The following is a 23310-nucleotide window of genomic DNA, read 5'->3' on the forward strand; positions in this document are numbered from 1 at the left end:
TGATTTTTAATTGATCCTTTAAGTAGAGGCGTGCAAGCGAAGTGGAACACGTAGCGCGGAAGAAAAAATACGCCAATCCAGTACAGATTAATGTCTATTTTATTGACAGAACTCCATCTTCGGTCAAAAATGCAAAATCTTCGGCCAACTTTTGAAAAACTTCGGACATTTATTCACTATGCATCCACTTCCTTGAGAAAAACACCTCAAAAAGCGCTCTTTTATGATTCAAAGAGCGCCAAATACCATCTAACTTTTCCCATTACCCGTTCACAATCTTCCCGCCATTCACATGCAGCATCTGTCCAGTCATATACGAAGCATCATCACTTGCCAAAAACACATAGCTTGGGGCGACCTCTTCTGGCTGTCCGGGACGTTTCATTGGTGTATTGGCTCCAAAGCTCGCAACTTTTCCGCTAGAAAACGTGGATGGAATCAGTGGTGTCCAAATCGGTCCTGGAGCTACTCCATTTACTCGTATCCCTTTTCCAACCAATTGCAGAGCCAAAGAGCGAGTAAATGCCACAATGGCACCTTTGGTAGACGAATAATCGACCAGCAGTTCATTCCCCGCGTAAGCTGTGACAGATGCTGTATTGATAATGCAACTTCCGCTTGCCAAAAAAGGTAACGCAGCCTTAGTCAAATAGAAAAAGGAGAAAATGTTTGTCCGGAATGTTTTCTCGAGTTGTTCAGCTGTAATATCTTCAATACTTTCCTGTGGATGCTGTTCTCCTGCATTGTTGACAAGTATGTCAATTTTATTATAGTTGGAAATAGTCTCATCCACGATTTGCTTGCAAAATGTCTCTTCACCAATATCTCCTGCAATGAGGTGACACTTCCGACCTTCTGCCTCCACTTGCCTTTGCGTTTCTTTGGCATCCTCATGCTCATTTAAATAGACGACTACAACGTCGGCCCCTTCTTTTGCATAATAAATAGCGATAGCTCTGCCGATCCCGCTGTCCCCACCGGTGATGATTGCCACCTTATCCTTTAACTTACCACTGCCTTTATATGTGGAGTCCTCTGACTTAGGCTTCGGTGTCATCTCCGACTCTATGCCTGGTTGTTTGTTTTGATGCTGTGGGGGAAGCGTTTGTTTCTGCTGATTTGTCATAATTAGCACCTCCAATAATCTTTCCTATTATGAGAAAAGCGCCTATAATTTATCCAATGAGATAAAAAGGGGAGAGAAAAGGTGATTATTAGAGAAGCAAGAATAGAAGATGCACAGGGACTCTTAAAGCACGCTAAAAAAGTGTATAGAGAAGGGCGTAATCTTTTAACAGCACCAGAGGAATTCAAAGTCACCCTAGAGGAGGAAGTACAGTGGTTAAAAGATAATAGGCAAAAAGGACACTTTACCCTGGTGGCAGAACAAAATTCCACAATCGTAGGCATGCTAAATGCTACGAAAGGATCTAGAAAAAGAGTAAAGCATATCTGTATGTTTGGCATCAGTATTCAAGAAGAATACTGCGACAATGGATTAGGAAGCAAGATGATAAATAGACTGCTTGATTGGGCAAAAGAAGATAAGGATATAGAGAAAGTGTGCCTAGAAGTATTTGCCCACAACGAGCGTGCGATACATGTTTACGAAAAGCTTGGCTTTAAAGTGGAAGGAAGAAAAGAGAGACATGTGAAATTTGAGGACGGAACGTATTCGGACGAACTGATTATGGGACAATTTATTTAAGGAAATAAAATTCCCCCCGTCATTTTTGACCTGAACGGGGGGAATATATGTATGGTCGTAGCTTAACGGTAGTTTACAAATTGCAGGTCAATATCCAAGTCAGCTTCACGAAGAGCAGCAATCACCTGTTGGAGATCATCACGATTCTTTCCAGTAACGCGTACTTGGTCATCCTGGATTTGAGTTTTCACTTTCAAACCTGAGTTCTTGATGATAGTGTTAATTTTTTTCGTATTGTCCTTATCAATGCCTTGAACAAGCTTACCACGCTGACGAACTGCACCCTTCGATGCATCTTCAATCTTACCATATTGAATATTTTTCGTTGGGACATTTCGCTTGATCATTTTGCTGACCATTACATCTTTTAGTTGATCCAGTTTAAATTCACTGTCTGAAAGAAGAACGATTTCTTCTTTTTCTAGCTTGATGTCACTGACAGAGCCTTTAAAGTCAAATCGATTTTGAATTTCTTTTAACGCAATATTTATGGCGTTTGTCACTTCAGCTAAATCTACTTTTGAAACAATATCAAAAGAGCTCTCTTTTGCCATGGAAATCCCTCCATCATAGGTTTTAAAAATTTTACCAAAAGGTAATTGTAAGAAAAATATCGCTTTCTGTTCCTAATTATAGTAGAATAAAGCGATTTGGACAACTTAATCAAAGTCATGTACACTTTTACATAACAGAATCCAACTTTCGTTTGTAGGCGAATGTTGATGATAATAATGGGCAAAAAGGAAGGTATTAAGAAATGATGCAAACAGGAACGGTATTAGAATTAACGGTTGACCGGGAAACGCCGCTTGGTTACATGCTTACAGATGGAGAAGAGACAATCCTTCTTCATAAAAATGAAGCAACTAGAGAATTAGGGGAAGACGAGACGGTAGAGGTTTTCCTATACTCAGACCAGAAAAGCCGAATTACAGCTACCATGACCATTCCAAAAGGCCTTAATGGGCATGAATGGATGGAAGTAGTGGAGGTGCTCCCAGGTCTTGGCGCCTTCATTAACATCGGAATTGCAAAAGATGCCCTTATTCCAGCGGATGACTTACCTGTATATGAAGAAATATGGCCGCAAGTTGGTGCCCATTTGCTTTGTCGTGTAAAAACGGACCGCCGTGGAAAACTGATCGGAAAACTTGCCACACAAGACGTGATGTTAGATAGATCTATTAAAGCCCCATCTAATATCCTTAATCAAAATATTCAAGGGACCATCTATCGACTTTTAAAAGTGGGAAGCTATATCATTTCCAACGAAGGTTATATTGGATTCATCCATAATTCAGAACGCAAGGAAGAGCCAAGATTAGGACAAGTGGTAGAAGGAAGAGTTATTGATGTAAAGGACGATGGAACTATTAACGTTTCTCTTTTACCTCGTAAACAAGAAGCAATGGATGAAGATGCTCAGGTTATTATGGACTATTTGGAACTAAGGGGCGGAGCGATGCCGTATAGTGATAAAAGTGCTCCTGATGATATTAAGGAACAGTTCAATATCAGCAAAGCTGCGTTTAAGCGTGCAATGGGTAAGCTCATGAAACAAGGCTTGATCCGTCAGTCTGAAGGTTGGACGTATAAGAAGGAAGAAGAATAAAAGTTTGTTCGGCTTCGCAGGAAGTGCAGCTCATTAGGGGACTAGTGGGCTGTTTTTGTTTTCATTTGGGGTGTAGTAGCCTATAGAGTAGGGAATCGTTGGCGTCTCAAACCCCGAAGAGAGGATTGAAGTTGGAAAACGGTAACAGAAAGGGCTTCTCAAAGTCCGAAGCAAGGGTTAAAGTTGGAAAACGGTAACAGAGAAGGCGTCTCAAAGTCCGAAGCGGGAGTTGAAGTTGGAAAACGGTAACAGAGAAAGCGTCTCAAAGCCCGAAGCGAGGGTTGAAGTTGGAAAACGGTAACAGAGAGGGCGTCTCAAAGCCCGAAGCGGGAGTTGAAGTTGGAAAACGGTAACAGAGAGGACTTCTCAAAGCCCGAAGCGGGAGTTGAAGTTGGAAAACGGTAACAGAGAAGGCGTCTCAAAGCCCGAAGCGAGGGTTGAAGTTGGAAAACGGTAACAGAAGGGGCGTCGCCAGGGTTAAAGTTGGAAAACGGTTACAGAGAAAGCGAGTTAATGTCCAAAACGGCGACAATCCCAAACGAAATGTCGTATAGAACGCCTCTATAAGCCCTAACATTCCAACATTCCAATGTACCAAGTAAAAAGCCTAATAGAACAAAAAAGCCGCCCCAATAAAAGAAGCGACTCTTCAATACTTCCTACAAATGATCCGTCTTCTTAGAATACTGACGCTCACCTTTTTGTGCATTCTTCTCACGTTGCATATTCTTTTCGTGGAGCTTGGCGTTATTGTCTTTGGCTTTTTTATCGTTATCGCTTGTATGTGGCATTAGAAAACCTACCCCTTTCTCAAAAAGATAGGAATAGGTTGTCCTGCCTGCATAAAGATATGTGTTACGCTTTTTTCCCATTAAGGAAGAATAAGGCGATGGTTCCTGGACCGGCATGGGCGCCTACTGCTGAGCCGATAGAAGTAATCGTGAAGTCATCACAATCACAAGATTCTTTAATCATCTCTTTTAAAGCTTCGGCAGTAGCAAGATCATCTCCGTGGCTGATTCCGATTCGTTGGCCAGACGTGTCGAAACCGTTCCGTTCCCGCATTACTTCCACCATTCGACGCAAAACTTTCTTACGGCCCCGAATCTTTTCCAAGGGTATCAACTTACCGTCTTCCATGTGAAGTAAAGGCTTGATATTCAACAGACCTCCAACAAATGCTGAAGCTTTACTTACGCGGCCGCCGCGTGCCAAATAATCCAAATTGTCCACGGTGAAAACATGTTCCATATGGTGAATATCATCATTTATCGCTGACAATAGTTCTTCTTTGGAAGCCCTGGCACTAGCCATTTCAGCAGCTCTCTTTACAGCAAGTCCGTATCCTAAAGAAGCACACTTTGAATCGATAATAGTCAAATCAAGTTCAGGATACTCTTCCAATACTTCTTTTTGCATCAGTACTGCTGTTTGATATGTACCTGATAATTCAGAAGAGAATGCTACATAAATAGCTGTTTCACCGTTCTTTGCTACCTCAGTAAATAAATCTTTCATAAAGACTGGGGATGCTTGTGAGGTTTTTACCACTTCTCCATCGCGCATGGCATCATACACTTGTGAAGAATCAATAGTGACCATGTCCTCATATTCAGTCTCTCCAAACAGTACTTTTAACGGAATAAGGTCTATAAATTCATTTGAAAAAAAATCTTTTGGTAAGTCGCTGGCACTATCTGCAATAATTCTTATTGTCATAAGGTCACCTTCTTTACTATACTTACAAGCATGGGTTAAGCTGTATGAGAAAAATATCTGTCACTTCCATAAGAGGAATAATACTCCTTTTTTCAAGTTTACCCATTAATGAATGACTCTTCAAGAAAAGAAAATGGAGATTTTCGTTTTGGAAGGGTAAAAAGAGGAAAAATACATAAAATAAGGCAGTACGCTGTTAGGAGGTTTTGGACCATATGATTGTCCAGCAACATGTAAAAAAGGTGCTAATTGTACTTATAGGAGCTTTTCTTAATGCAATTGCAATGAACTTCTTCCTCATTCCCGCGGATGTTTATGCAAGCGGATTTACGGGTGTATCACAGCTGATATTCCGTATCTCAGAAGATTTTCTTCCTTTCACGATTTCTACGGGTATTACGTTATTGCTCCTCAATATACCGGTTACGATTTTAGCGTGGAAGAAGGTAGGACGCTCTTTTACTATTTATAGTTTTCTTAGTGTTTTTCTCATGTCATTTTTTCTAGAGGTTGTACCGATTTACAGTTTTAATGACGACATTTTGCTTAATGCTGTTTTTGGCGGTGTCATCGCTGCGGTAGGTGTCGGTTTGACACTTAAGTGGGGGGCTTCCACAGGTGGTCTTGATATCATCGCTATGATTTTATCCCGAATGAAGGACAAGCCTGTCGGAACTTATTTTTTTGCACTGAATGCAGTGATTATTGTTACGGCCGGTCTTGTATTTGGGTGGGAAAAAGCCTTATACACTCTAGTGACACTATATGCTTCTACTCGTGTGATTGACGCAATACATACAAGACATGAGAAATTGACTGCCATGATTGTAACGAAAAAGGGTCAGGCTGTAAAAGAAGCCATACATGCGAAAATGGTGCGCGGAATTACGTCTATTCCTGCACGTGGGGCATTTACTGGAGAGGATAAGGAAATGCTGATGATTGTAATAACTCGTTATGAGATGTATGATTTGGAGCAAATCCTAAAAGAAGCGGACCCGAATGCGTTTACCAATATCGTACAGACCGCTGGGATCTTCGGGTTCTTCAGAAAAGATTAAGCTTCGTAAATACTGCTGGTAATTTCCTCAAAAGGCTTCGCTTTCCTAGGGGCGGTGCTTGAGCCTCCTCGCTGCGCTGTGGGGTCTCAAGCTACCCCTATCTCCCTCAGGAGTCTTCGCCTTTTGCTCCAATCACCAGCTACAAATCAAAATACAGCGCACAAGCTCTAATATGGCTTGTGCGCTGTTTTGTGTTACTTGTTTTGTTGGCTGTTGAAAAGTTCTTCCTGCAATTCGCGAAGCTGTGCTTTTTCGGCTTCATTTGAATTTGCATAAGCGGAGGATAATGCGTTTTTGGCAACACTCATCGAATTCGAATCGATTTCAGATGAATAATCATGTTTATGGTTTTGCTCAGATGCAGAATCATGCTTTCCCTTTACTACATTCATCACGGCTTCACGAGCGGATTGGAACAATTGGTTTCCCATGATTATATCCCTCCAAGAGAATTGCGTTCGGCTTGATGTGCTTTACGCTCTTCTGCTTGTTCCATCGTAAGGTGATAAGGGATTTGCTGGTCATGAAGCTGTACAGAATTTTTACCCTGCTGAACAAAACGTTTTGATTTGCTGCTTCTACCCATTATGAAAGCCCCCCTTTTCAAATAGGACAATTACTTGTCCACTATCTAGTCTAGGTAAAAGTGGTGTTTTCTATGAGGGCAAATATTGGTCTTAAAGTTGTAGTTTTTTCTCTAAGAAGACAGCAATCCCATCTTCTTCATTGCTTAATGTGACTTCGTTAGCTTTTGCTTTCAGTCCCTCAATTGCATTGCCCATTGCGACGCCAGTACCTGCATATTCAATCATTTCATAATCGTTATCTTCGTCGCCAAATGCAATAATATTTTCTTTAGGTATATTGTAATGAGCAGCAACTCTTTGTAATCCCACTGCTTTGTTCATCCCAGTACGAACAAGCTCTATAACGTGCCATGGTGCAGCCCATCGTCTGTGATCAATGACCTCTGCATGAACTTCCGATAAATATTTTCTAATTTTAGGCACTTCATCTTCACTTGCATGAATGAGAATACAAGTAGGATCCTTTTTCAGTACTTTTCTCAGGTCACCCGTTTCTATTTTTGGATTGCCAAACCCGAAAATATCTAAGAGCTTTTCATCATGAAAGTGAAAATAAACATCATCCATTACTTCTGCCAAAATATTATGTATGTTATACTTCTCGCTTACTTCGACTATTTCTTTTACTGTATCAATGGAAAGTGGCTCATGATAAACTCCCCATTCGTCGTTCCCAGGGTAGTGCACAAAAGCTCCGTTAAAGTTTACTATAGGAGTGGTAAGATTCATTTCCTCATAATACATGATGCTTGCTCTGTATGGACGTCCCGTTGCGATTACTACTTCGTGTCCTTGCTCCATAGCTTTTTGAAGGGCGATTTTATTTCGTTTGGAAATTTTTTTGTCATCTGTCAATAATGTTCCGTCTAGGTCAACTGCTATAAGATGTTTTTCCACCGTATCAAACTCCTTTTTTGTACATAAAAAAATATTTCTGATTCAAGTGTAACCTTTTTCAAATTTGATTGTCTACATGTTAAACTAGACAAGAGTATATATAATAGGAAAAATGCGGTAAAAAAGACTGGGGGATGTAAGATGATCAATGTCGTCAAGCAGAAGACAGGTGCTGTTTCGTTTCTTCATGTGTGTGAAGCAGATTCCTTTTCAAATTCGAAGCCTACTGTTATCTTTGTACATGGGTTTCAAAGTGTAAAGGAAAATAACTTGCATTATGCCTACCTTTTAGCAGAAAAAGGATTTCGGGTAATACTTCCTGATTGCATCCATCATGGAGACAGAGACAGCGGTTTAAAGAGTCAAGAAATGATGCAGTCATTCTGGGAAATTGTCATCCAGACAGTTCATGAAATAGATATTCTTAAAAAACACCTCACAGAATCAGGATTATCTGATGAAGCTGAAATTGGAGTTGCCGGCACATCGATGGGTGGAATCGTAACATTCGGTGCATTAAAAAAATATCCTTGGATTAAAGCAGCAGTCAGTTTAATGGGCTGCCCTAGTTATCAAGATTTTGCACGCTACAAAGTGGACAAATTCCTTGAAGCAGGTTTTGCTTTACCATTTACAGAAGAGCAATTGGAATCCTATTATGCAAAATTAAAACCATATGACCTCTCAACCGATCCATCATCCCTTAACGAGCGGCCTTTGTTATGTTGGCATGGAAAACGAGACGCAGAGGTGCCGATTGACCCGTTATTAACGTTTGTAAAAAATAATAAAGGTTATTATAAAAATAAGCCAAACAATATGAAGGTCATTGTGGATGAATATGCAGATCATAAAGTGAGCAGAGAAGGTGTGTTGGCAACAGTGGATTGGTTTGCTGAGCATCTAACTCAAAATGTAAAGGAGCGATATCATGCAGGAAGCATTAAAAGATAAAGTGATGGAAATATTGGAGGAAGTGGAAGACCCAGAACTGGGTGTTGACATTGTTAACCTTGGGCTGGTTTATGATGTGGACATAGATGCATCCAATAATGTGGATATAACGATGACATTGACATCGATCGGCTGCCCGCTTGCAGGGGAGATCGTGGAGGATGTGAAAAAGAAGCTGTCACCAGTCGAGGAGATTAATGATGTAGATGTAAATATTACATTCAATCCGCCATGGAGCAAAGATCGAATGTCCCGTCTGGCCAAGATAGCTTTGAACGTTACAGACTAGAACATAAATTACAATGGAAGGGGAGAACAGAGTATGAAAAACAAAGTGATACTTGTCAGTTCTAATCAGTTGGGAAAAGGCGATGAAGCTTTAGGAGAAGGTGTTTTAGAAACATTTTTTACGATTCTAAAGCAACGTGAAGATAAGCCAGAGGCAATCTTCTTGATGAATACAGGGGTTTATACGTTAACGGAGGATTCATTGGTTTCTGTTCACTTAAAAGAAATACATGAAGCTGGAGTTCCGGTCTATGCTTGTAAAACTTGTGTCGACCATTATGAGGTGGAACAGAAGCTCATCAGCGGAGAGATTAGTGGAATGTCCCATTTTATCGACCTTGCTTCCAAGCATGAAGTTTTAACAATTGCTTAAAAATGGATGCCATACCCTTCGATGGTTTGAGTCATGAAACAGGACAACTTGGGTACGATAAAAGGGAGATAGTATCATCTCATTTTTAGGGACAGTCTTAGAATTTTCATGATCTGACTATAGGAGGTAATCGTATGGGACAGAATCAACAATTCAGACCGGGTCAAAAAGCGCCGAATAACGGGATTTATCTTGAAATTGGGGAGACTGGAAGCGGAGTTAAAAATCCTCAAAAGATAAACTTAAAAGCCGGGGACACTTTTCCCGAAACTTCCAATCATAATCGCCTTTGGGCGAAAAAGCGCCGTCCGTAACTATTAAGTCATCCTCTTATTATTGAGAGGGTGGCTTTTTTGGATATATTCTTTTCACTCAACTGGAAACTTTTACGAGGAAAATACGTAATTAAAGCTGGATTGTAACTTTTAAAGAGGTTATTGTAACTATTTTTATTGGGATTGTGACTTTTAAAGAGACTATTATAACTATTTTCGTCTTTATTGTAACTTTTTCAAAAAAAAACGTTAATAAAAAGGATTGATCTCAAAAATGGACCTTAATCAAATGACCACCAAGCTCCAGGAGGCCATTGTGATGGCCAAGAGTCTTGCAGAAAAGATGAATCATCAGCAGATTGAACATGAGCACCTTCTTCTTGCATTGCTTCAACAATATGAGGGGCTTACAGAAAGAGTCCTGCAAAAGCTGAAAGTAGACACTCAATCGTTCCAAACAGATCTTAATAACTTGCTTAAATCAAAACCTGAAGTAAGCGGTGCAACCAGCGACGCCTACATAAGCAATCAACTGAAACAAACATTCAAAAAAGGAAATGAATGGAAAACAGAATGGGAAGATGATTATCTCTCCATTGAACATATTCTTCTTGCTCTATTTCATCAGAACAGTTCAACCCATCAATTGAAAAAGTTAAGCAATACCCACAATCTCGACGAAGCACGCTTAAAACAAGCCATCCAAGAAATAAGGGGGAACCAACGAGTGACATCAAAAGAGCCAGAATCTACATACGAAGCGTTGAGAAAATACGGAAGAGATTTAATAGAAGAGGTAAAAAGCGGAAAGCTAGACCCTGTAATTGGCCGTGATCAGGAAATTCGGAGGGTTATCAGAATCCTCTCAAGAAAAACAAAAAATAATCCGGTCCTCATCGGAGAACCTGGGGTAGGAAAAACCGCAATAGTCGAAGGTCTGGCACAGCGTATTGTAAGAAAGGACGTTCCAGATGGCCTGAAGGATAAAACCATATTCTCCTTGGACCTTGGCTCGCTCGTAGCAGGTGCTAAATACAGGGGCGAATTTGAAGAGAGACTGAAAGCTGTTCTTCAGGAAATTAAAAAGAGTGACGGACAGATTCTACTTTTCATTGATGAACTGCATACGATAGTCGGTGCAGGCAAGACAGAGGGCTCCATGGATGCGGGAAATATGCTCAAACCGATGCTCGCACGCGGTGAATTGCACTGTATTGGTGCAACCACGTTAAATGAACATAGACAATATATTGAAAAAGACCCCGCTTTAGAACGTCGCTTTCAACAGGTGCTTGTCCAAGAGCCAACAGTTGAGGATACTATTTCCATTTTACGTGGACTTAAGGAACGTTTTGAAATACATCATGGTGTAAACATTCACGACCGGGCTATTGTTTCTGCGGCAGTTCTATCCAATCGATATATATCTGAACGTTTTTTACCAGACAAGGCAATTGACCTCGTGGATGAAGCATGTGCCATGATCCGAACAGAAATAGATTCGATGCCGTCTGAACTTGATGAAGTGACGAGAAGGGTCATGCAACTTGAAATTGAAGAGGCGGCACTAAAGAAAGAAAAGGATCAGGCAAGCATAGAGAGGCTCACCCAACTTCAGCAGGAACTAGCCAACTTAAAAGAGAGGGCTTCTGCTATGAAAGCGCAATGGCAACTGGAAAAGGATGATATCCAATTAGTAAGAGTAAAGCGGGAAGAATTGGAAAAGTTAAAACGTGATCTGGAAACGGCTGAAAATAATTATGATTTGAACAAGGCTGCAGAACTTAGACACGGTAAGATACCTAGCTTAGAAAAAGAACTTATGCAGCTTGAAGAGAAAGCCAGACAGAAGAAAGATTCAAACCAACTTTTAAGAGAAGAAGTAACTGAAGAAGAGATAGCTGGCATTGTGGCAAAATGGACTGGCATTCCTGTTACGAAGCTTGTGGAAGGGGAAAGAGAGAAGCTATTAAAATTGGAGGAAATCCTACATGAACGGGTTGTCGGTCAGGAAGAAGCGGTCCAACTTGTGTCTGAGGCAGTGATTCGTGCAAGAGCAGGAATCAAGGATCCAAATCGTCCAATCGGCTCATTCATTTTTCTTGGTCCTACAGGGGTTGGGAAGACGGAGCTTGCCAGAGCGCTTGCACAATCGCTTTTTGATAGTGAGGAACAGATTATTCGCATTGATATGTCAGAGTATATGGAAAAACATGCGGTATCAAGGTTGATAGGCGCTCCTCCAGGATATGTTGGCTATGAAGAAGGAGGGCAATTGACCGAAGCAGTCAGAAGGAAACCTTATTCTGTCATACTCTTGGATGAAGTAGAGAAAGCTCACCCAGAAGTTTTCAATATCTTATTGCAAATGCTCGATGACGGAAGGATTACAGACTCACAAGGTAAAACCGTCGATTTTAAGAATACGGTTATTATTATGACCTCCAATATCGGCTCTCCTATTTTGTTGGAACATGCAGGGGAAGAGCTAACAGAGGATACGAAGGAAAAAGTTATTGCGCAATTACGAAGTCACTTTAGACCGGAATTGTTAAATCGAATAGATGATAACGTCATCTTTTCTCCATTGTCCAAAAATGAAATTGGATTGATTGTAGAAAAGTTAATAAAGGATTTACAAAAGCGTCTGGAGGATAAACATTTGACATTAAACCTCTCAGATGAGGCAAAACGTTTTATTGCCGACAGTGCCTATGATCCCGTTTTTGGTGCACGACCGTTAAAAAGGTTTATTCAAAAACACATCGAAACCCTTATTGCAAAAGAAATAATTAAAGGGAGTATCCAAGATTTTCAAGAAATAATTATTGATGCAGAAGAAGGAAAACTCATCATCCGTGACAAATAATATTATTAGATAAGTTTAGTAATATGAGGTTTTCTAGCAGTTTATTGTAGCAAAAAGCGAAGACTCCTGAGGGAGCTAGCGCTAGGTGGATACCCCGCAGGCGTAGCCGAGGAGGCTCAAGATCGCCCCTAGGAAAGCGAAGCCGTTTGCGGAAATAAACTGCGGTCATTTAACCAACAAAAAAAGAACTTGTCTCTGGGAGCAAGTTCTTTTTTTACAAAAATTAGTGCTTTTCTGCTGGTTCGTTTGGTAACGCTTCCCCGATTAGCATAACTAATACAGAGAAAACAATTGCAATGATTGAAGCTAATACGTAGTTATATGTATCACCCTGCATGTTAGCAACAACATAAGAAACCATGTTTATAAGAAGAAGTGACCAGAAAATAGTCCAAAATGCGCGCATTGTGACTCCCCCTCCATTCATTATTTCAAAAGCTCATTCAGAGGATATTTTACCACAAACACGTCATATAATAAATGTAAATATGTTTAACTTAGTCGAAAAAGGGGTTGTTATATGGTGAATAGTCATGAAAAACTACTTGAATTGAAATTGTTATTAGAACAAGAGGGAAGTAATCTGACAGAGCTTGGTCAACGTACTTTGGAGAGTTTGATCAAAGAGCTTCAATATGATGAAGTGGGAAGGGAGTAGGTTTTAACACCTTCCTTTTTCTTATTATAAGGCTGTTTTCGTAAACTTTGATGCTGTTTCGAATATTTAATTCAACCTTTATATTACTTACTGTCGTGCTCTTTTCCCTGTTGTACTAAGTAAACTACTTGCCATTTCTAGAGAATGTTAGCAGTAAAAAGTTCAATTTCCGACTTTTTACAAGTGAATAGCAATAATCTTTGAGAAAAGAGCCTTTTATATAAGTGTTTTTGTGGTGAATTATATGGAAAAGTGGCCTTTTGACTCTGTCATTACAGAACTTTTCTACATAGCATACGATATATGAGTTTGTGAAATGGGGGGAGATGGGTCAGATGAGCTTAAATCAACGCTTTTTTCAAATGGGCGGTCAATGGAATGCTGTACACGTGCCTGAAAAACCGAATGGTTTCGGCTGTCTAATCATTGGAGATACCAACCATTTCGTCGATGAACATAATAGCTTGTGGTTACAGCATATCGGGCGAAATAAAATTGTTGAAGAAATATTGAAATGTGGATATACGTTGTTTTACTCTAACCTGTATGGGGCTCACTGGGGCAGCGGTCAATCAGTTCTAATGGCCAAACAACTTTATCATATCATCATGAAACAGGAAATCTTGAATGACAAAATTCATATCATAGCAGAAGGTATGGGTGCGTTGACAGCCATGCAATTAATGGAAGAGTTAAAAGAAAAGATTCGTGCTGTTGCATTCATTAATCCTTGCATGGACATAAAAGCACAACTTGAACAAGAAAAGGACCGAAAGTTCTTCTATAAAAAAGTGAAAAATGAAATCGCTAAAGCGTATAATGTGCCGGTTAAGGAATTAGAAGAATATCAGGACCTTCCGGAGCTTTGTCAGTTTCAACATTGTTCATTACCAGTGAAAATTTGGCAGACTACTACAAATTTTACGTTTGATCCTAACCTTCATTGCAAGAGATATGAGGAGTTGCGGTCTAAGAATCACTCACCGGTCACAGTTACCTATCACCTGGTGGAAAAACGGTATTCATACGGTCCATCCATATGCCAGTTCTTTAAAAAATATGAACAAGAATTATAAACAGTCCCATTCTGCACTCTTGGAATTGGGACTATAATTTTGTTTTCATGCATATGGATACAATAATATCAATAAAGATGGGTGGTATATAAAAAATGATGAAAAATGCAGTGGTCATTGGAGCCACCACACAAGTTGGTTTCGCAATTTGCCAATATTTGATTAATAAAGAAGTAGAAGTGACGGGGCTGGCATGGTCAGAGAAACTAGATGAGAAATCAGAAGAGATGCTAATGGAAATTGGGCGTAACGCTTTCTTTCGCTTTCAATTAGAACGTTCTTTTACCGAAAGCATAGATGTTGTATTTTATTGTTTAGACGAAGTAGAAAAAGTGGAAAATAAAGAACAAATTCTCTATGGTAATTTAGCAGAAAATGCGAATAAACTAGTATTTATCTCTTCTTATCGCAAGATGTCATGGAATGGTGAATATAGACAACAAATAATGAAAAAGTTATCAGCCAGCTCAAATCAATCTTGCTACATGATATATTTGCCAATGGTGTATGGTCCATGGCAGCAAGAAGAGGAACCGGTCCATAAAAGGTTATTAGAGGAAATAGAACAAAAAGAATCCGAACCGATAACAATCAAAGAGAATGATGTTTTGTTTGTGGAAGATGTCGCAGAAGCTATCTATAATCTCCTAATCCGGGATGAAAAAGTGACCGAGGTTCTTTTCCAGAATGATAATCCTAAAGCAATAGAGGAATTAATAAAAGAGTTAAACTTAACCCTCCTAACCTCCGTTGAACCGGAGGAATCAAAAAAGGTAAAAAAGTACAAAGTGCCTCAGAGCCGTACAATAAAAGAAGGTATTCAAGCACAAAAAGATCAGATGTATTATAAATTAAAGATAGATTAGAAGAGAGCTGCCCCTCTATTCCAAGCATTTTAACAGAATATTAACTTTTCCTTTATCGACAAAGCATGTACAATATAAAAGGAAGATTAAGAAACAGAAGCAGAGGGGCAATCCTTTAAGGCACTAGGGGGTGGTACTTACATGAAAAAATCATTAATGGTAGTCATACTATTCATTCTTTTATTAACTGCATGTGGACAAACTACTCCTGAAAGTGGAGATCAGAAGGTTGGCTTGTTGGTCCCTGATACAATAAGTGATCAAGTATGGGGAACAAAAGGCTATAAAGGGCTTTTGCGGATCCAATCGGAACATGACCTAGATGTTTATTATAAAGAGGGCATACATACTGATATAGCTATTAAAGAAGCGGTGAAAGAGTTTCATAAAGATGGTGTTACCTTGGTATTTGGGCATGGCAGTGAATATGCACAAACATTCGATGCTATTTCTTCCGATTATCCAGAAATACATTTTGTATGTTTCAATTCCCAAGTCCAAGGTGACAATGTTACTAGCTTAAATTTTGAAGCAAATGCAATGGGCTTTTTTGGTGGAATGGTAGCCGGTCATATGACGGAAACCAATACGATTGGAATTATTGCAGCATTTGAATGGCAACCTGAAGTGGATGGCTTCTTTGAAGGTGTTTTACATGAAAATCCTGATGCTAGGGTTTTGATAAAGTACACGCAAGACTGGAATGATCCGGGTAAGGCATTGGAAATGCTTGATAACATGATCGAGCAAAAGGTGGATGTTGTGTATCCCGCGGGTGATGGATTTAACGTCCCTGTCATCAATAGTCTTAAGGAACAGGGGCTATATGCTGTAGGTTTCGTATCAGATCAATCAGACTTAGGGGAGAATACCGTTTTGACCAGTACCATTCAGCATGTCCCTGCCTTGTATGAATTGGTGGCAAGTCGTTTCTTTGCCGGTGAATTAGAATCTGGAAACCTATCCTTTGATTTTAAAGATGATGTTATTTCCCTCGGGACATTCAGTCCGCTAGTTAGCAAGGAATATCAGGCTAGCATTAATCAACAAATAGAGGATTATAAAACATCCGGCTTATTGCCAAACGAAAAATAGAAAGTAGGTACAACAATGGAACAAGATAGAACGATGCAATATATGGCTATTGCCATGAAATATTTACCAGAAGCGAAACAGATGCTTGACGAAACAGGATTAGAATTAGAGCCTCAACATATCCAACCTCTTGTGTCTTTACTGACAAAAGTGATGGATGAAGCATATGAGCTAGGAAAACAAAATGCGTTAGATATAGAGTAAGAAAAAGGACTATCCAGAGTTATTGCTGGATAGTCCTTTTTAGCTCTTTATTTCTTGAAGTATTCTAAAATAGGAGAAAACTCCTTTATCATCGGCTTCAGTTTATTGACGGATTCCATAATGGAGTCTACCTGCTCCATAAGTGCGTAATAATCTTCCCCTACCTTTTTATCAGAAGTACCAACTGTATTTTCTTCCGTGTTTTGTCTTCTAGGAGGACCACCAAACATCATTCTCGTAAACGGATCTACATCCATTTCGGTTTCCGCCTTTTTCTGTTCATCACTCATGATTTTCACCTCACCTAATCAGCATTTATCCCCCTCTAAGACTATAGTATGCCGTCTGATTTAATTGGGATAGGCATTGGTCCAAGTGCTTTAACCATGATGAAAATAGGTATTTATGTATTGTCAATCACGATAGAATGCGTTAAAATTAGTACCAAGTCATAATAATTGATATTAAAAAAGTTTCTAGCTGTTGGTTGGAGTAAAAGACGTAGACTCATGCGGGAGAGTAGCGGCAATGTTGAGACCCCGCAGGCTTTCCGAGGAGGCTCAAGGTCGCCTAAAGGAAAGCGAAGTCTTTTGCGGAAAGCAACAGCGGTATTTAAAGAACCTTATTTTTAAAAGTCTAATAAGAGAGTTAGGTGTTATATCGGTGAATGCAGGGATACTAGGAATCGGAAGATATGTACCTGAAAAAATATTAACCAATGCAGAATTGGAGCAAATGGTAGACACAACAGATGAATGGATAAAAACAAGAACCGGCATAGAAGAACGAAGAATTGCATCGGACGACGTAGATACATCACATATGGCATATTTTGCAGCAGAAAAAGCATTGAAGGATGCAGGAATTACGGCAGAAGAGCTCGATATGATCATTGTTGCTACAGTAACGCCTGATAACCCATTTCCAAGTGTTGCTTGCATGATTCAAGAGCGTCTTGGTGCCAAAAAGGCATGCGCTTTCGATATGAGTGCAGCATGCGCTGGATTTATGTATGGGATTATCACAGCAAAACAATTTGTTGAAGCAGGAACATATAAGCATGTTCTAGTGGTAGGTGTAGAGAAACTGTCTAAGATTGTGGACTGGGAAGACCGCAACACAGCAGTTCTATTTGGTGACGGAGCAGGTGCTACTATTATTGGTCCTGTTTCAGAAGGTAGAGGAATCTTATCTTTCGAACTTGGAGCAGACGGCACAGGAGCGAAACATTTATATCAGGATGAAACCATTGTTATGAATGGCCGCGAAGTATTTAAATTTGCGGTTCGCCAAATGGGTGAATCAGCTGTGAATGTATTAGAAAAAGCCGGCTTATCAAAAGAGGATGTAGATTTCCTTATTCCTCATCAGGCCAACATTCGAATTATGGAAGCGGCAAGGGAAAGGCTGGGCCTTCCTCTAGAAAAGATGTCGATGACCGTTCAGAAATACGGGAACACATCAGCTGCATCAATTCCAATCTCCATAGTTGAGGAAATAGAAAACGGAAATATTCATGACGATGATTTAGTGGTTATGGTAGGATTTGGTGGAGGTTTAACATGGGGAGCAATCGCCATAAGGTGGGGAAGATAATAAATATTAATTGGATATAACGGTGGAAGGAGCAAGGAAATCATGCAAATGCCTAAAAAAAGAGTAGTAGTAACCGGTCTAGGAGCGGTGACTCCGATTGGTTTAAATGTAAATGAGGCGTGGGAAAATGCTATTAATGGAGTATCTGGTGTAGGCCCGTTAACTAGAGTGGACAGTGAAAAATTCCCGGCAAAAGTCGCCGCAGAAATCACCAATTTCAATGCTGAAGATTTTATGGATAAAAAAGAAGCAAGAAGAATGGACCGATTCACTCAATACGCGATCGCAGCTTCATTTATGGCTGTAAAAGATGCTAACCTAGATATTACAGATGAAATAGCTCCAAGAGTAGGTGTTTGGGTAGGTTCCGGAATTGGCGGAATGGAAACTTTTGAACAACAATATAAAACTTTCCTAGAAAAAGGAGCGCGTCGTGTAAGCCCGTTTTTCGTACCAATGATGATTCCTGATATGGCTACAGGTCAAATCAGTATCGCACTTGGAGCAAAAGGTGTAAACTCTTGTACGGTAACTGCGTGTGCAACAGGTACAAACTCCATTGGAGATGCATTTAAAGTCATCCAACGCGGTGATGCAGATGTCATGATTTCCGGGGGAACGGAAGCTCCATTGACGGAGATGTCCTTTGCAGGCTTCAGTTCAGCGAAAGCTTTATCAATGAATCCAGATCCTAAGACGGCAAGTCGACCATTTGATGCAAATCGCGACGGCTTTGTCATGGGTGAAGGCGCTGGTATTGTCGTGTTAGAAGAGCTTGAACATGCATTGGCCCGCGGTGCGCGCATTTATGCCGAAATTGTTGGATATGGCGCGACTGGCGATGCCCATCATATTACAGCACCTGCTCCAGGCGGAGAAGGCGGTGTCCGTGCGATGAAAATGGCAATTGAAGATGCCGGCTTGCAACCAGGAGATATTGATTATATTAATGCTCACGGAACAAGCACAGAATATAACGACAAGTTTGAAACACTGGCTATTAAAGAAGTACTTGGTGGACATGCAAAAGATGTAGCAATCAGTTCTACAAAGTCTATGACAGGTCACTTGCTTGGAGCAGCAGGTGGGGTAGAAGCTATTTTTACTATAAAGGCTATCGAAAACGCCATTATTCCACCTACTATTAACTTAGAAACACCAGATCCAGAATGTGACCTAGATTATGTACCAAACGAAGCAAGACATAAGGAAGTCAAAGCTGCAATGAGCAACTCACTTGGTTTTGGCGGACACAACGCAACGATTGTTTTTAAGAAATATGAATAAGCGAATTTAGTTAAAGGCAGTAGAAAGTTATTTAAACTTTCTGCTGCTTTTTTGTTGTTTATGAAATTATAAAAAAATCGAATGATGGAAAAGTCTTCATGATAATTCTTCATCGGGAGATATTCTTATGGCCGCTTTGAAGACCTGAGTGACGAGGAAAAAGGAGGAGAGAAGTCTTCATGGTCGTGATGAAGAACTCAGTGACGAGGAAAAAGGAGGAAAGAAGTCCTCATGGTCGTGATGAAGACCTGAGTGACAAGGGAAAAGGGGGAAAGAGGTCCTCAAGTCCGTGATGAAGACCTGAGTGACGAGGAAAAAGAAGGAGAGAAGTCCTCATGACCGGAATGAAGACCTGAGTGACGAGGGAAAAGGGGGAAAGAGGTCCTCATGGTCGTGATGAAGACCTGAGTGACGAAGAAAAAGAAGTAGAGAAGACCTCATGACCGGAATGAAGACCTGAGTGACAAGGGAAAAGGGGGAAAGAAGTCTTCATGGTCGTGATGAAGACCTGAGTGACGAGGAAAAAGAAGGAGAGAAGTCCTCATGACCGGTATGAAGACCTGAGTGACAAGGGGAAAGGGGGAAAGAAGTCTTCATGGTCGTGATGAAGACCTGAGTGACGAAGAAAAAGAAGGAGAGAAGACCTCATGACCGGTATGAAGACCTCAGTTACGAGGAAAAAGGGGGAAAGAGGTCTTCATGGTCGCTATGAAGACTTCAGTGACGAGGAAAGAAAACAAAAGAAGCTTTCATTTGTTAGAGAACAACTTGCAAAGGCAAGGTCCTGCCAATATTTCAAAGCATCTGGGACCATAATTTAATTTTGGTAGTTACCTGAGAAGTATATGCTTTTTTGTTACCTCACCAATCCACCCTCCCCATCATACAATGACATCAAAAAGCAAAGAAAAGGGCTGTAGAACATGAGTATTATTCATACGGATAGATGGTTGGAGGAGGACTATGACCAGCCATTGAACATTTCCAAGAAATTGCTGAAGTACTTTGAGGACGTAACTGCAGCGGAACTTTACGATTATCTGATTATGCATGGGATGTACCGACCTGTTAGGGACGGGAAAGGTACTGTTGAAAAATTAAAGACATTGGATTGCTGGAATGTTGTCTTGGCAGAATGGAAACATCTAAAGAAACTTTGGAACGGCCCAGATATCCCAATTTTTATATTTCCTTCAGATAAATACAACAATCAAATCAAGAGGGATTTCAAAGGGAAAGCAGGTGTGGCTTTCAAAGACAAATTGTTTTTATTTCTGCCGGAGGATATTGAAATTAATGAAATGAAGGCATTGTTGACTCACGAATATAACCATATTTGTGTACTCTCTAAAAATAATAGAAAAGATGACCAATATAGCCTTCTAGATTCTGTACTAATCGAAGGACTAGCGGAAAGTGCTGTAAAAAGTCTAGTTGGAAAAGAATATACCTCTAGCTGGACATCTTACTACACGGATAAGGAACTGGAAAACTTCTTAAATAAAATTATCATTCCAAATAAAGATGTAAAAAAGAGTGATAAAGATCATATGAAACTGCTTTATGGCAAAGGGTTTTATCCAAAAATGCTTGGTTATTGTGTTGGTTATTATCTCATTCAGAAAATATTGAAGGAGGAGAAAATTAACTACCGAGCTTTGATGACAAAGAGCCTTTCTGAGATAACAAAGCTATCAATTGGATAATTCTTTGAGGAATAGGAGAAAAATAACAAAAAACAAAAATTCTAGCAAAAAAGGCTAGTTTTTTTGTTTTTTTTTGTATATAATCAGTTTTTGTAGAAGATTGCTACAAGTTTTAATTAAAAAAATTTTTAGTTTATTTTCAAAATAAGCTTGAACTTGTAACGGAATTGTAATAATATACAAACAGACGATAATTATTTTCCGATAATTTAGTTTTTACAGTAAATTCGGAGTAAAAAGACTGAAGATTTTGTAATAAACAGCATGGAAAATCTATAAAAGCAATCTTTGAATAGATTAATAGCTAGTAGTTTCGTAAATTTGTAATATAAAGATTAAGAATTAGTTAAATTTTACTAAAGTCTTTACATTACATATTTAGACATCATACAGACCATGCATCGAAAGAAAAAAGGATGGTGAAGGCTAAATGTCAGCTTTATTGGAAGTGAGAAACCTAAAAACTCACTTTTTTAGAAAAAAGCAAGCTATTCCAGCTGTAGATGGTGTAGATATCTCCATTAAAAAAGGAGAAACTGTAGCACTTGTTGGAGAATCGGGATCTGGTAAATCTATTACTTCCCTATCTATTATGGGTCTTGTTCCTAGCCCAGGTGGGAAAATCGTAGATGGAGAAATTCTATTTGACGGACAGGATCTTGTGAAACTAACAGAAAACCAGTTATGTAAAGTACGCGGAAATGATATTTCTATGATCTTCCAGGAACCGATGACATCTTTGAATCCGGTTTTAACAATTGGTGAGCAAATTACCGAAGTACTAATACTTCATCAAAAAATGACCAAAACAGCGGCAATGAAAAAGGCAATTGAAATGTTAGAAGTTGTAGGATTTTCAAGAGCTGCTGAAATTGTCAATGATTATCCTCACCGTCTATCAGGCGGTATGAGACAAAGGGTAATGATCGCGATGGCGATGAGCTGTAATCCAAAATTATTAATTGCGGATGAGCCGACAACAGCGCTAGACGTTACCATTCAAGCTCAAATACTAGATTTAATGAAAGACCTTAGCCATAAATTTGACACTTCCATTTTGTTAATTACACATGACTTAGGGGTTGTATCAGAAGTCGCTGATAGAGTAGTGGTAATGTATTGTGGTCAAGTCGTAGAAGAGGCGTCTGTGGATGATTTGTTCGAAGAGCCTCTGCATCCTTATACAAATGGCTTGATGGGGTCCATACCTGATATTGAGGGAGATATATCTCGCCTCCAATCTATTGAAGGTAATGTGCCACCTCCAACCAATTTACCTCAGGGCTGTCGTTTTGCCCCACGCTGTCCAAAAGCATTTGATCGTTGTCATAGCGAAGTTCCGGAATTGCTTAAGAAAAGTGGAAATCGCTCTGTTCGATGCTTCTTATACGAAGGCGAGGAGGCTAAATAATGACTGCAACCGAGATTAAATCAGAAAAGATTTTAACGGAAACAAGTTCTGATAATATCCTTGAAGTTAGAGGATTGAAGAAATACTTTCCAATCAAAGCGGGACTATTACAAAAGCATGTAGGCGATGTCAAAGCGGTAGATGACTTAAACTTTTATATTAAAAAGGGTGAGACATTAGGACTCGTTGGAGAATCTGGCTGTGGGAAATCCACAACTGGACGAACTATCATCCGTCTATATGAGCCTACAGAAGGAAATATCATATTTAAGGGAAGAGATATTGCAACCATGAGTGAAAGCGAACTTAGAAAGACGGTTCGTAAAGACATACAAATGGTCTTCCAAGATCCATTTGCGACGCTTAATCCAAGAAAAACCTTAAGATCCATCCTGAAGGAGCCATACAACACGCACAACTTGTTCACTAAAAAAGAGCGTGAAGAGAAAGTGCAAGAGTTACTAGCTAAAGTAGGGTTAGATCCAAGTTTTATCAATCGTTATCCACATGAGTTCTCTGGAGGACAACGTCAACGTATCGGGATTGCTAGAGCACTTGCACTAAACCCGGAATTGATCATTGCTGATGAAGCAGTTTCTGCACTGGATGTATCCATACAGGCTCAAATCATTAACCTTATGCAAGACCTTCAGAAAGAAATGGGACTGTCCTATATCTTTATCTCCCATGATTTAAGTGTAGTTCGTCATATTAGTGACAGGGTAGGCGTAATGTATTTAGGGCGGATGATGGAACTAGCTACCAAACAAGATTTATATAGCGAACCTCTTCATCCTTATACGCAAGCATTACTATCAGCTGTACCTTCTACTCGCCGTAAAGGCCAAGTGAAGAGAGAACGTATCGTTCTGAAAGGTGAATTGCCAAGCCCGGCTAATCCACCAACGGGATGTGTGTTCCATACAAGATGTCCAGCTGCAATGGATGTTTGTAAGCAAATTGTTCCTCAATTCAAAGAGGTTAAACCAGATCATTTTGTTGCTTGTCACCTATACGAATAGGTGGCAAGTAAATAAAATATATACCCTTTGAAAGGGGGAGATAATC

At 39.8% G+C, this 23310-nt stretch carries 28 protein-coding genes; 19 read left to right on the forward strand and 9 right to left on the reverse strand.

What is annotated here, in order from left to right:
* Nucleotides 1-262: 262 nt before the first annotated feature.
* Entirely contained in the window at nt 263-1126 is an 864-nt protein-coding gene (locus HC179_RS08210) for an SDR family oxidoreductase (protein WP_168863893.1), read from the reverse strand.
* Nucleotides 1127-1207: 81 nt separating this feature from the next.
* Between HC179_RS08210 and HC179_RS08215 the strand changes: the two genes are divergently transcribed.
* Nucleotides 1208-1708 (forward strand): GNAT family N-acetyltransferase, encoded by a 501-nt coding sequence (locus tag HC179_RS08215; protein ID WP_168863894.1) that lies wholly within the window; start codon nt 1208-1210, stop codon nt 1706-1708.
* Between the two features lie 62 nt (nt 1709-1770).
* Here the strand turns inward: HC179_RS08215 and HC179_RS08220 are convergent, their stop codons facing one another.
* Nucleotides 1771-2262: a YajQ family cyclic di-GMP-binding protein gene (locus HC179_RS08220; RefSeq protein WP_148989455.1), complete on the reverse strand. Its 492-nt coding sequence runs from the start codon at nt 2260-2262 to the stop codon at nt 1771-1773.
* A 206-nt stretch (nt 2263-2468) separates the two neighbouring features.
* Between HC179_RS08220 and HC179_RS08225 the strand changes: the two genes are divergently transcribed.
* Entirely contained in the window at nt 2469-3320 is an 852-nt protein-coding gene (locus tag HC179_RS08225; protein WP_168864005.1) for a CvfB family protein, read from the forward strand.
* A gap of 659 nt (nt 3321-3979) precedes the next feature.
* On the opposite strand, the gene HC179_RS08230 is transcribed toward HC179_RS08225, so the two are convergent.
* Nucleotides 3980-4111: a DUF3941 domain-containing protein gene (locus tag HC179_RS08230; RefSeq protein ID WP_082380839.1), complete on the reverse strand. Its 132-nt coding sequence runs from the start codon at nt 4109-4111 to the stop codon at nt 3980-3982.
* A gap of 64 nt (nt 4112-4175) precedes the next feature.
* Nucleotides 4176-5039 (reverse strand): DegV family protein, encoded by an 864-nt coding sequence (locus tag HC179_RS08235; RefSeq protein ID WP_168863895.1) that lies wholly within the window; start codon nt 5037-5039, stop codon nt 4176-4178.
* A 215-nt stretch (nt 5040-5254) separates the two neighbouring features.
* Here HC179_RS08235 and HC179_RS08240 point away from each other — a divergent pair, with 215 nt between their 5' ends.
* Nucleotides 5255-6100: a YitT family protein gene (locus HC179_RS08240; RefSeq protein ID WP_168863896.1), complete on the forward strand. Its 846-nt coding sequence runs from the start codon at nt 5255-5257 to the stop codon at nt 6098-6100.
* Between the two features lie 194 nt (nt 6101-6294).
* Here HC179_RS08240 and HC179_RS08245 read toward each other — a convergent pair whose 3' ends face one another.
* The 3 genes from HC179_RS08245 to HC179_RS08255 form a co-directional block, all read right to left on the reverse strand.
* Nucleotides 6295-6531: a DUF3813 domain-containing protein gene (locus tag HC179_RS08245; protein WP_168863897.1), complete on the reverse strand. Its 237-nt coding sequence runs from the start codon at nt 6529-6531 to the stop codon at nt 6295-6297.
* Between the two features lie 2 nt (nt 6532-6533).
* Nucleotides 6534-6686, reverse strand: a complete 153-nt coding sequence (locus HC179_RS08250) for a hypothetical protein (RefSeq protein ID WP_010192046.1) — start codon at nt 6684-6686, stop codon at nt 6534-6536.
* A gap of 91 nt (nt 6687-6777) precedes the next feature.
* Entirely contained in the window at nt 6778-7584 is an 807-nt protein-coding gene (locus tag HC179_RS08255; RefSeq protein WP_168863898.1) for a Cof-type HAD-IIB family hydrolase, read from the reverse strand.
* Between the two features lie 141 nt (nt 7585-7725).
* On the opposite strand from HC179_RS08255, the gene HC179_RS08260 reads away from it, so the two are divergent.
* The 5 genes from HC179_RS08260 (at nt 7726) to clpB (ending at nt 12343) form a co-directional block, all read left to right on the forward strand.
* A complete protein-coding gene (locus HC179_RS08260; RefSeq protein WP_168863899.1) occupies nt 7726-8538 on the forward strand; it encodes an alpha/beta fold hydrolase in 813 nt (270 codons plus the stop codon).
* Nucleotides 8513-8827, forward strand: a complete 315-nt coding sequence (locus HC179_RS08265) for a metal-sulfur cluster assembly factor (RefSeq protein ID WP_346775134.1) — start codon at nt 8513-8515, stop codon at nt 8825-8827. The genes HC179_RS08260 and HC179_RS08265 overlap by 26 nt, the downstream gene beginning before the upstream one ends.
* A 33-nt stretch (nt 8828-8860) precedes the next feature.
* Complete coding sequence (locus HC179_RS08270; RefSeq protein ID WP_148989464.1) at nt 8861-9199, forward strand: DsrE family protein; 339 nt, start codon at nt 8861-8863, stop codon at nt 9197-9199.
* Nucleotides 9200-9333: 134 nt separating this feature from the next.
* Nucleotides 9334-9513: a YjzC family protein gene (locus tag HC179_RS08275; RefSeq protein WP_168863901.1), complete on the forward strand. Its 180-nt coding sequence runs from the start codon at nt 9334-9336 to the stop codon at nt 9511-9513.
* 235 nt (nt 9514-9748) lie between these two features.
* Entirely contained in the window at nt 9749-12343 is a 2595-nt protein-coding gene (gene clpB / locus HC179_RS08280) for an ATP-dependent chaperone ClpB (protein ID WP_168863902.1), read from the forward strand.
* 223 nt (nt 12344-12566) lie between these two features.
* Here clpB and HC179_RS08285 read toward each other — a convergent pair whose 3' ends face one another.
* The gene (locus HC179_RS08285; protein ID WP_060665204.1) at nt 12567-12749 is read right to left on the reverse strand and encodes a YjzD family protein; all 183 of its coding nucleotides are present in this window, start codon (nt 12747-12749) and stop codon (nt 12567-12569) included.
* A 114-nt stretch (nt 12750-12863) separates the two neighbouring features.
* Between HC179_RS08285 and HC179_RS08290 the strand changes: the two genes are divergently transcribed.
* The 5 genes from HC179_RS08290 (at nt 12864) to HC179_RS08310 (ending at nt 16242) form a co-directional block, all read left to right on the forward strand.
* A complete protein-coding gene (locus HC179_RS08290) occupies nt 12864-13001 on the forward strand; it encodes a hypothetical protein (RefSeq protein WP_168863903.1) in 138 nt (45 codons plus the stop codon).
* Between the two features lie 335 nt (nt 13002-13336).
* Nucleotides 13337-14077: an alpha/beta hydrolase gene (locus HC179_RS08295; RefSeq protein WP_168863904.1), complete on the forward strand. Its 741-nt coding sequence runs from the start codon at nt 13337-13339 to the stop codon at nt 14075-14077.
* 95 nt (nt 14078-14172) lie between these two features.
* The gene (locus HC179_RS08300; RefSeq protein WP_168863905.1) at nt 14173-14943 is read left to right on the forward strand and encodes a Rossmann-fold NAD(P)-binding domain-containing protein; all 771 of its coding nucleotides are present in this window, start codon (nt 14173-14175) and stop codon (nt 14941-14943) included.
* A gap of 141 nt (nt 14944-15084) precedes the next feature.
* The gene (locus HC179_RS08305; RefSeq protein ID WP_168863906.1) at nt 15085-16038 is read left to right on the forward strand and encodes a BMP family ABC transporter substrate-binding protein; all 954 of its coding nucleotides are present in this window, start codon (nt 15085-15087) and stop codon (nt 16036-16038) included.
* A 15-nt stretch (nt 16039-16053) separates the two neighbouring features.
* Nucleotides 16054-16242, forward strand: a complete 189-nt coding sequence (locus tag HC179_RS08310; protein ID WP_060665200.1) for a ComZ family protein — start codon at nt 16054-16056, stop codon at nt 16240-16242.
* A gap of 47 nt (nt 16243-16289) precedes the next feature.
* Here HC179_RS08310 and HC179_RS08315 read toward each other — a convergent pair whose 3' ends face one another.
* Nucleotides 16290-16532 (reverse strand): hypothetical protein, encoded by a 243-nt coding sequence (locus tag HC179_RS08315; protein ID WP_168863907.1) that lies wholly within the window; start codon nt 16530-16532, stop codon nt 16290-16292.
* Nucleotides 16533-16905: 373 nt separating this feature from the next.
* Here HC179_RS08315 and HC179_RS08320 point away from each other — a divergent pair, with 373 nt between their 5' ends.
* The 6 genes from HC179_RS08320 to HC179_RS08345 all read left to right on the forward strand — a co-directional run bounded on the left by HC179_RS08320 (nt 16906) and on the right by HC179_RS08345 (nt 23264).
* Entirely contained in the window at nt 16906-17838 is a 933-nt protein-coding gene (locus HC179_RS08320; RefSeq protein WP_168864006.1) for a beta-ketoacyl-ACP synthase III, read from the forward strand.
* 48 nt (nt 17839-17886) lie between these two features.
* Nucleotides 17887-19125 carry a beta-ketoacyl-ACP synthase II gene (fabF, locus tag HC179_RS08325; protein ID WP_148989565.1) on the forward strand — a complete coding sequence of 413 codons (1239 nt, stop codon included), beginning with the start codon at nt 17887-17889 and terminating at the stop codon, nt 19123-19125.
* 647 nt (nt 19126-19772) lie between these two features.
* Entirely contained in the window at nt 19773-19946 is a 174-nt protein-coding gene (locus HC179_RS08330) for a hypothetical protein (protein ID WP_168863892.1), read from the forward strand.
* A gap of 102 nt (nt 19947-20048) precedes the next feature.
* A complete protein-coding gene (locus HC179_RS08335; RefSeq protein ID WP_168863908.1) occupies nt 20049-20831 on the forward strand; it encodes a DUF2268 domain-containing putative Zn-dependent protease in 783 nt (260 codons plus the stop codon).
* Nucleotides 20832-21261: 430 nt separating this feature from the next.
* Nucleotides 21262-22242, forward strand: a complete 981-nt coding sequence (locus tag HC179_RS08340; RefSeq protein WP_148989473.1) for an ABC transporter ATP-binding protein — start codon at nt 21262-21264, stop codon at nt 22240-22242.
* Nucleotides 22242-23264 (forward strand): ABC transporter ATP-binding protein, encoded by a 1023-nt coding sequence (locus HC179_RS08345; RefSeq protein WP_168863909.1) that lies wholly within the window; start codon nt 22242-22244, stop codon nt 23262-23264. Before HC179_RS08340 ends, HC179_RS08345 begins: the two co-directional genes overlap by 1 nt.
* The last annotated feature ends 46 nt before the right edge of the window (nt 23265-23310 follow it).

This window comes from Bacillus sp. RO1 (genome assembly GCF_012524115.1).
Lineage (GTDB): Bacteria > Bacillota > Bacilli > Bacillales > Bacillaceae_I > Sutcliffiella_A.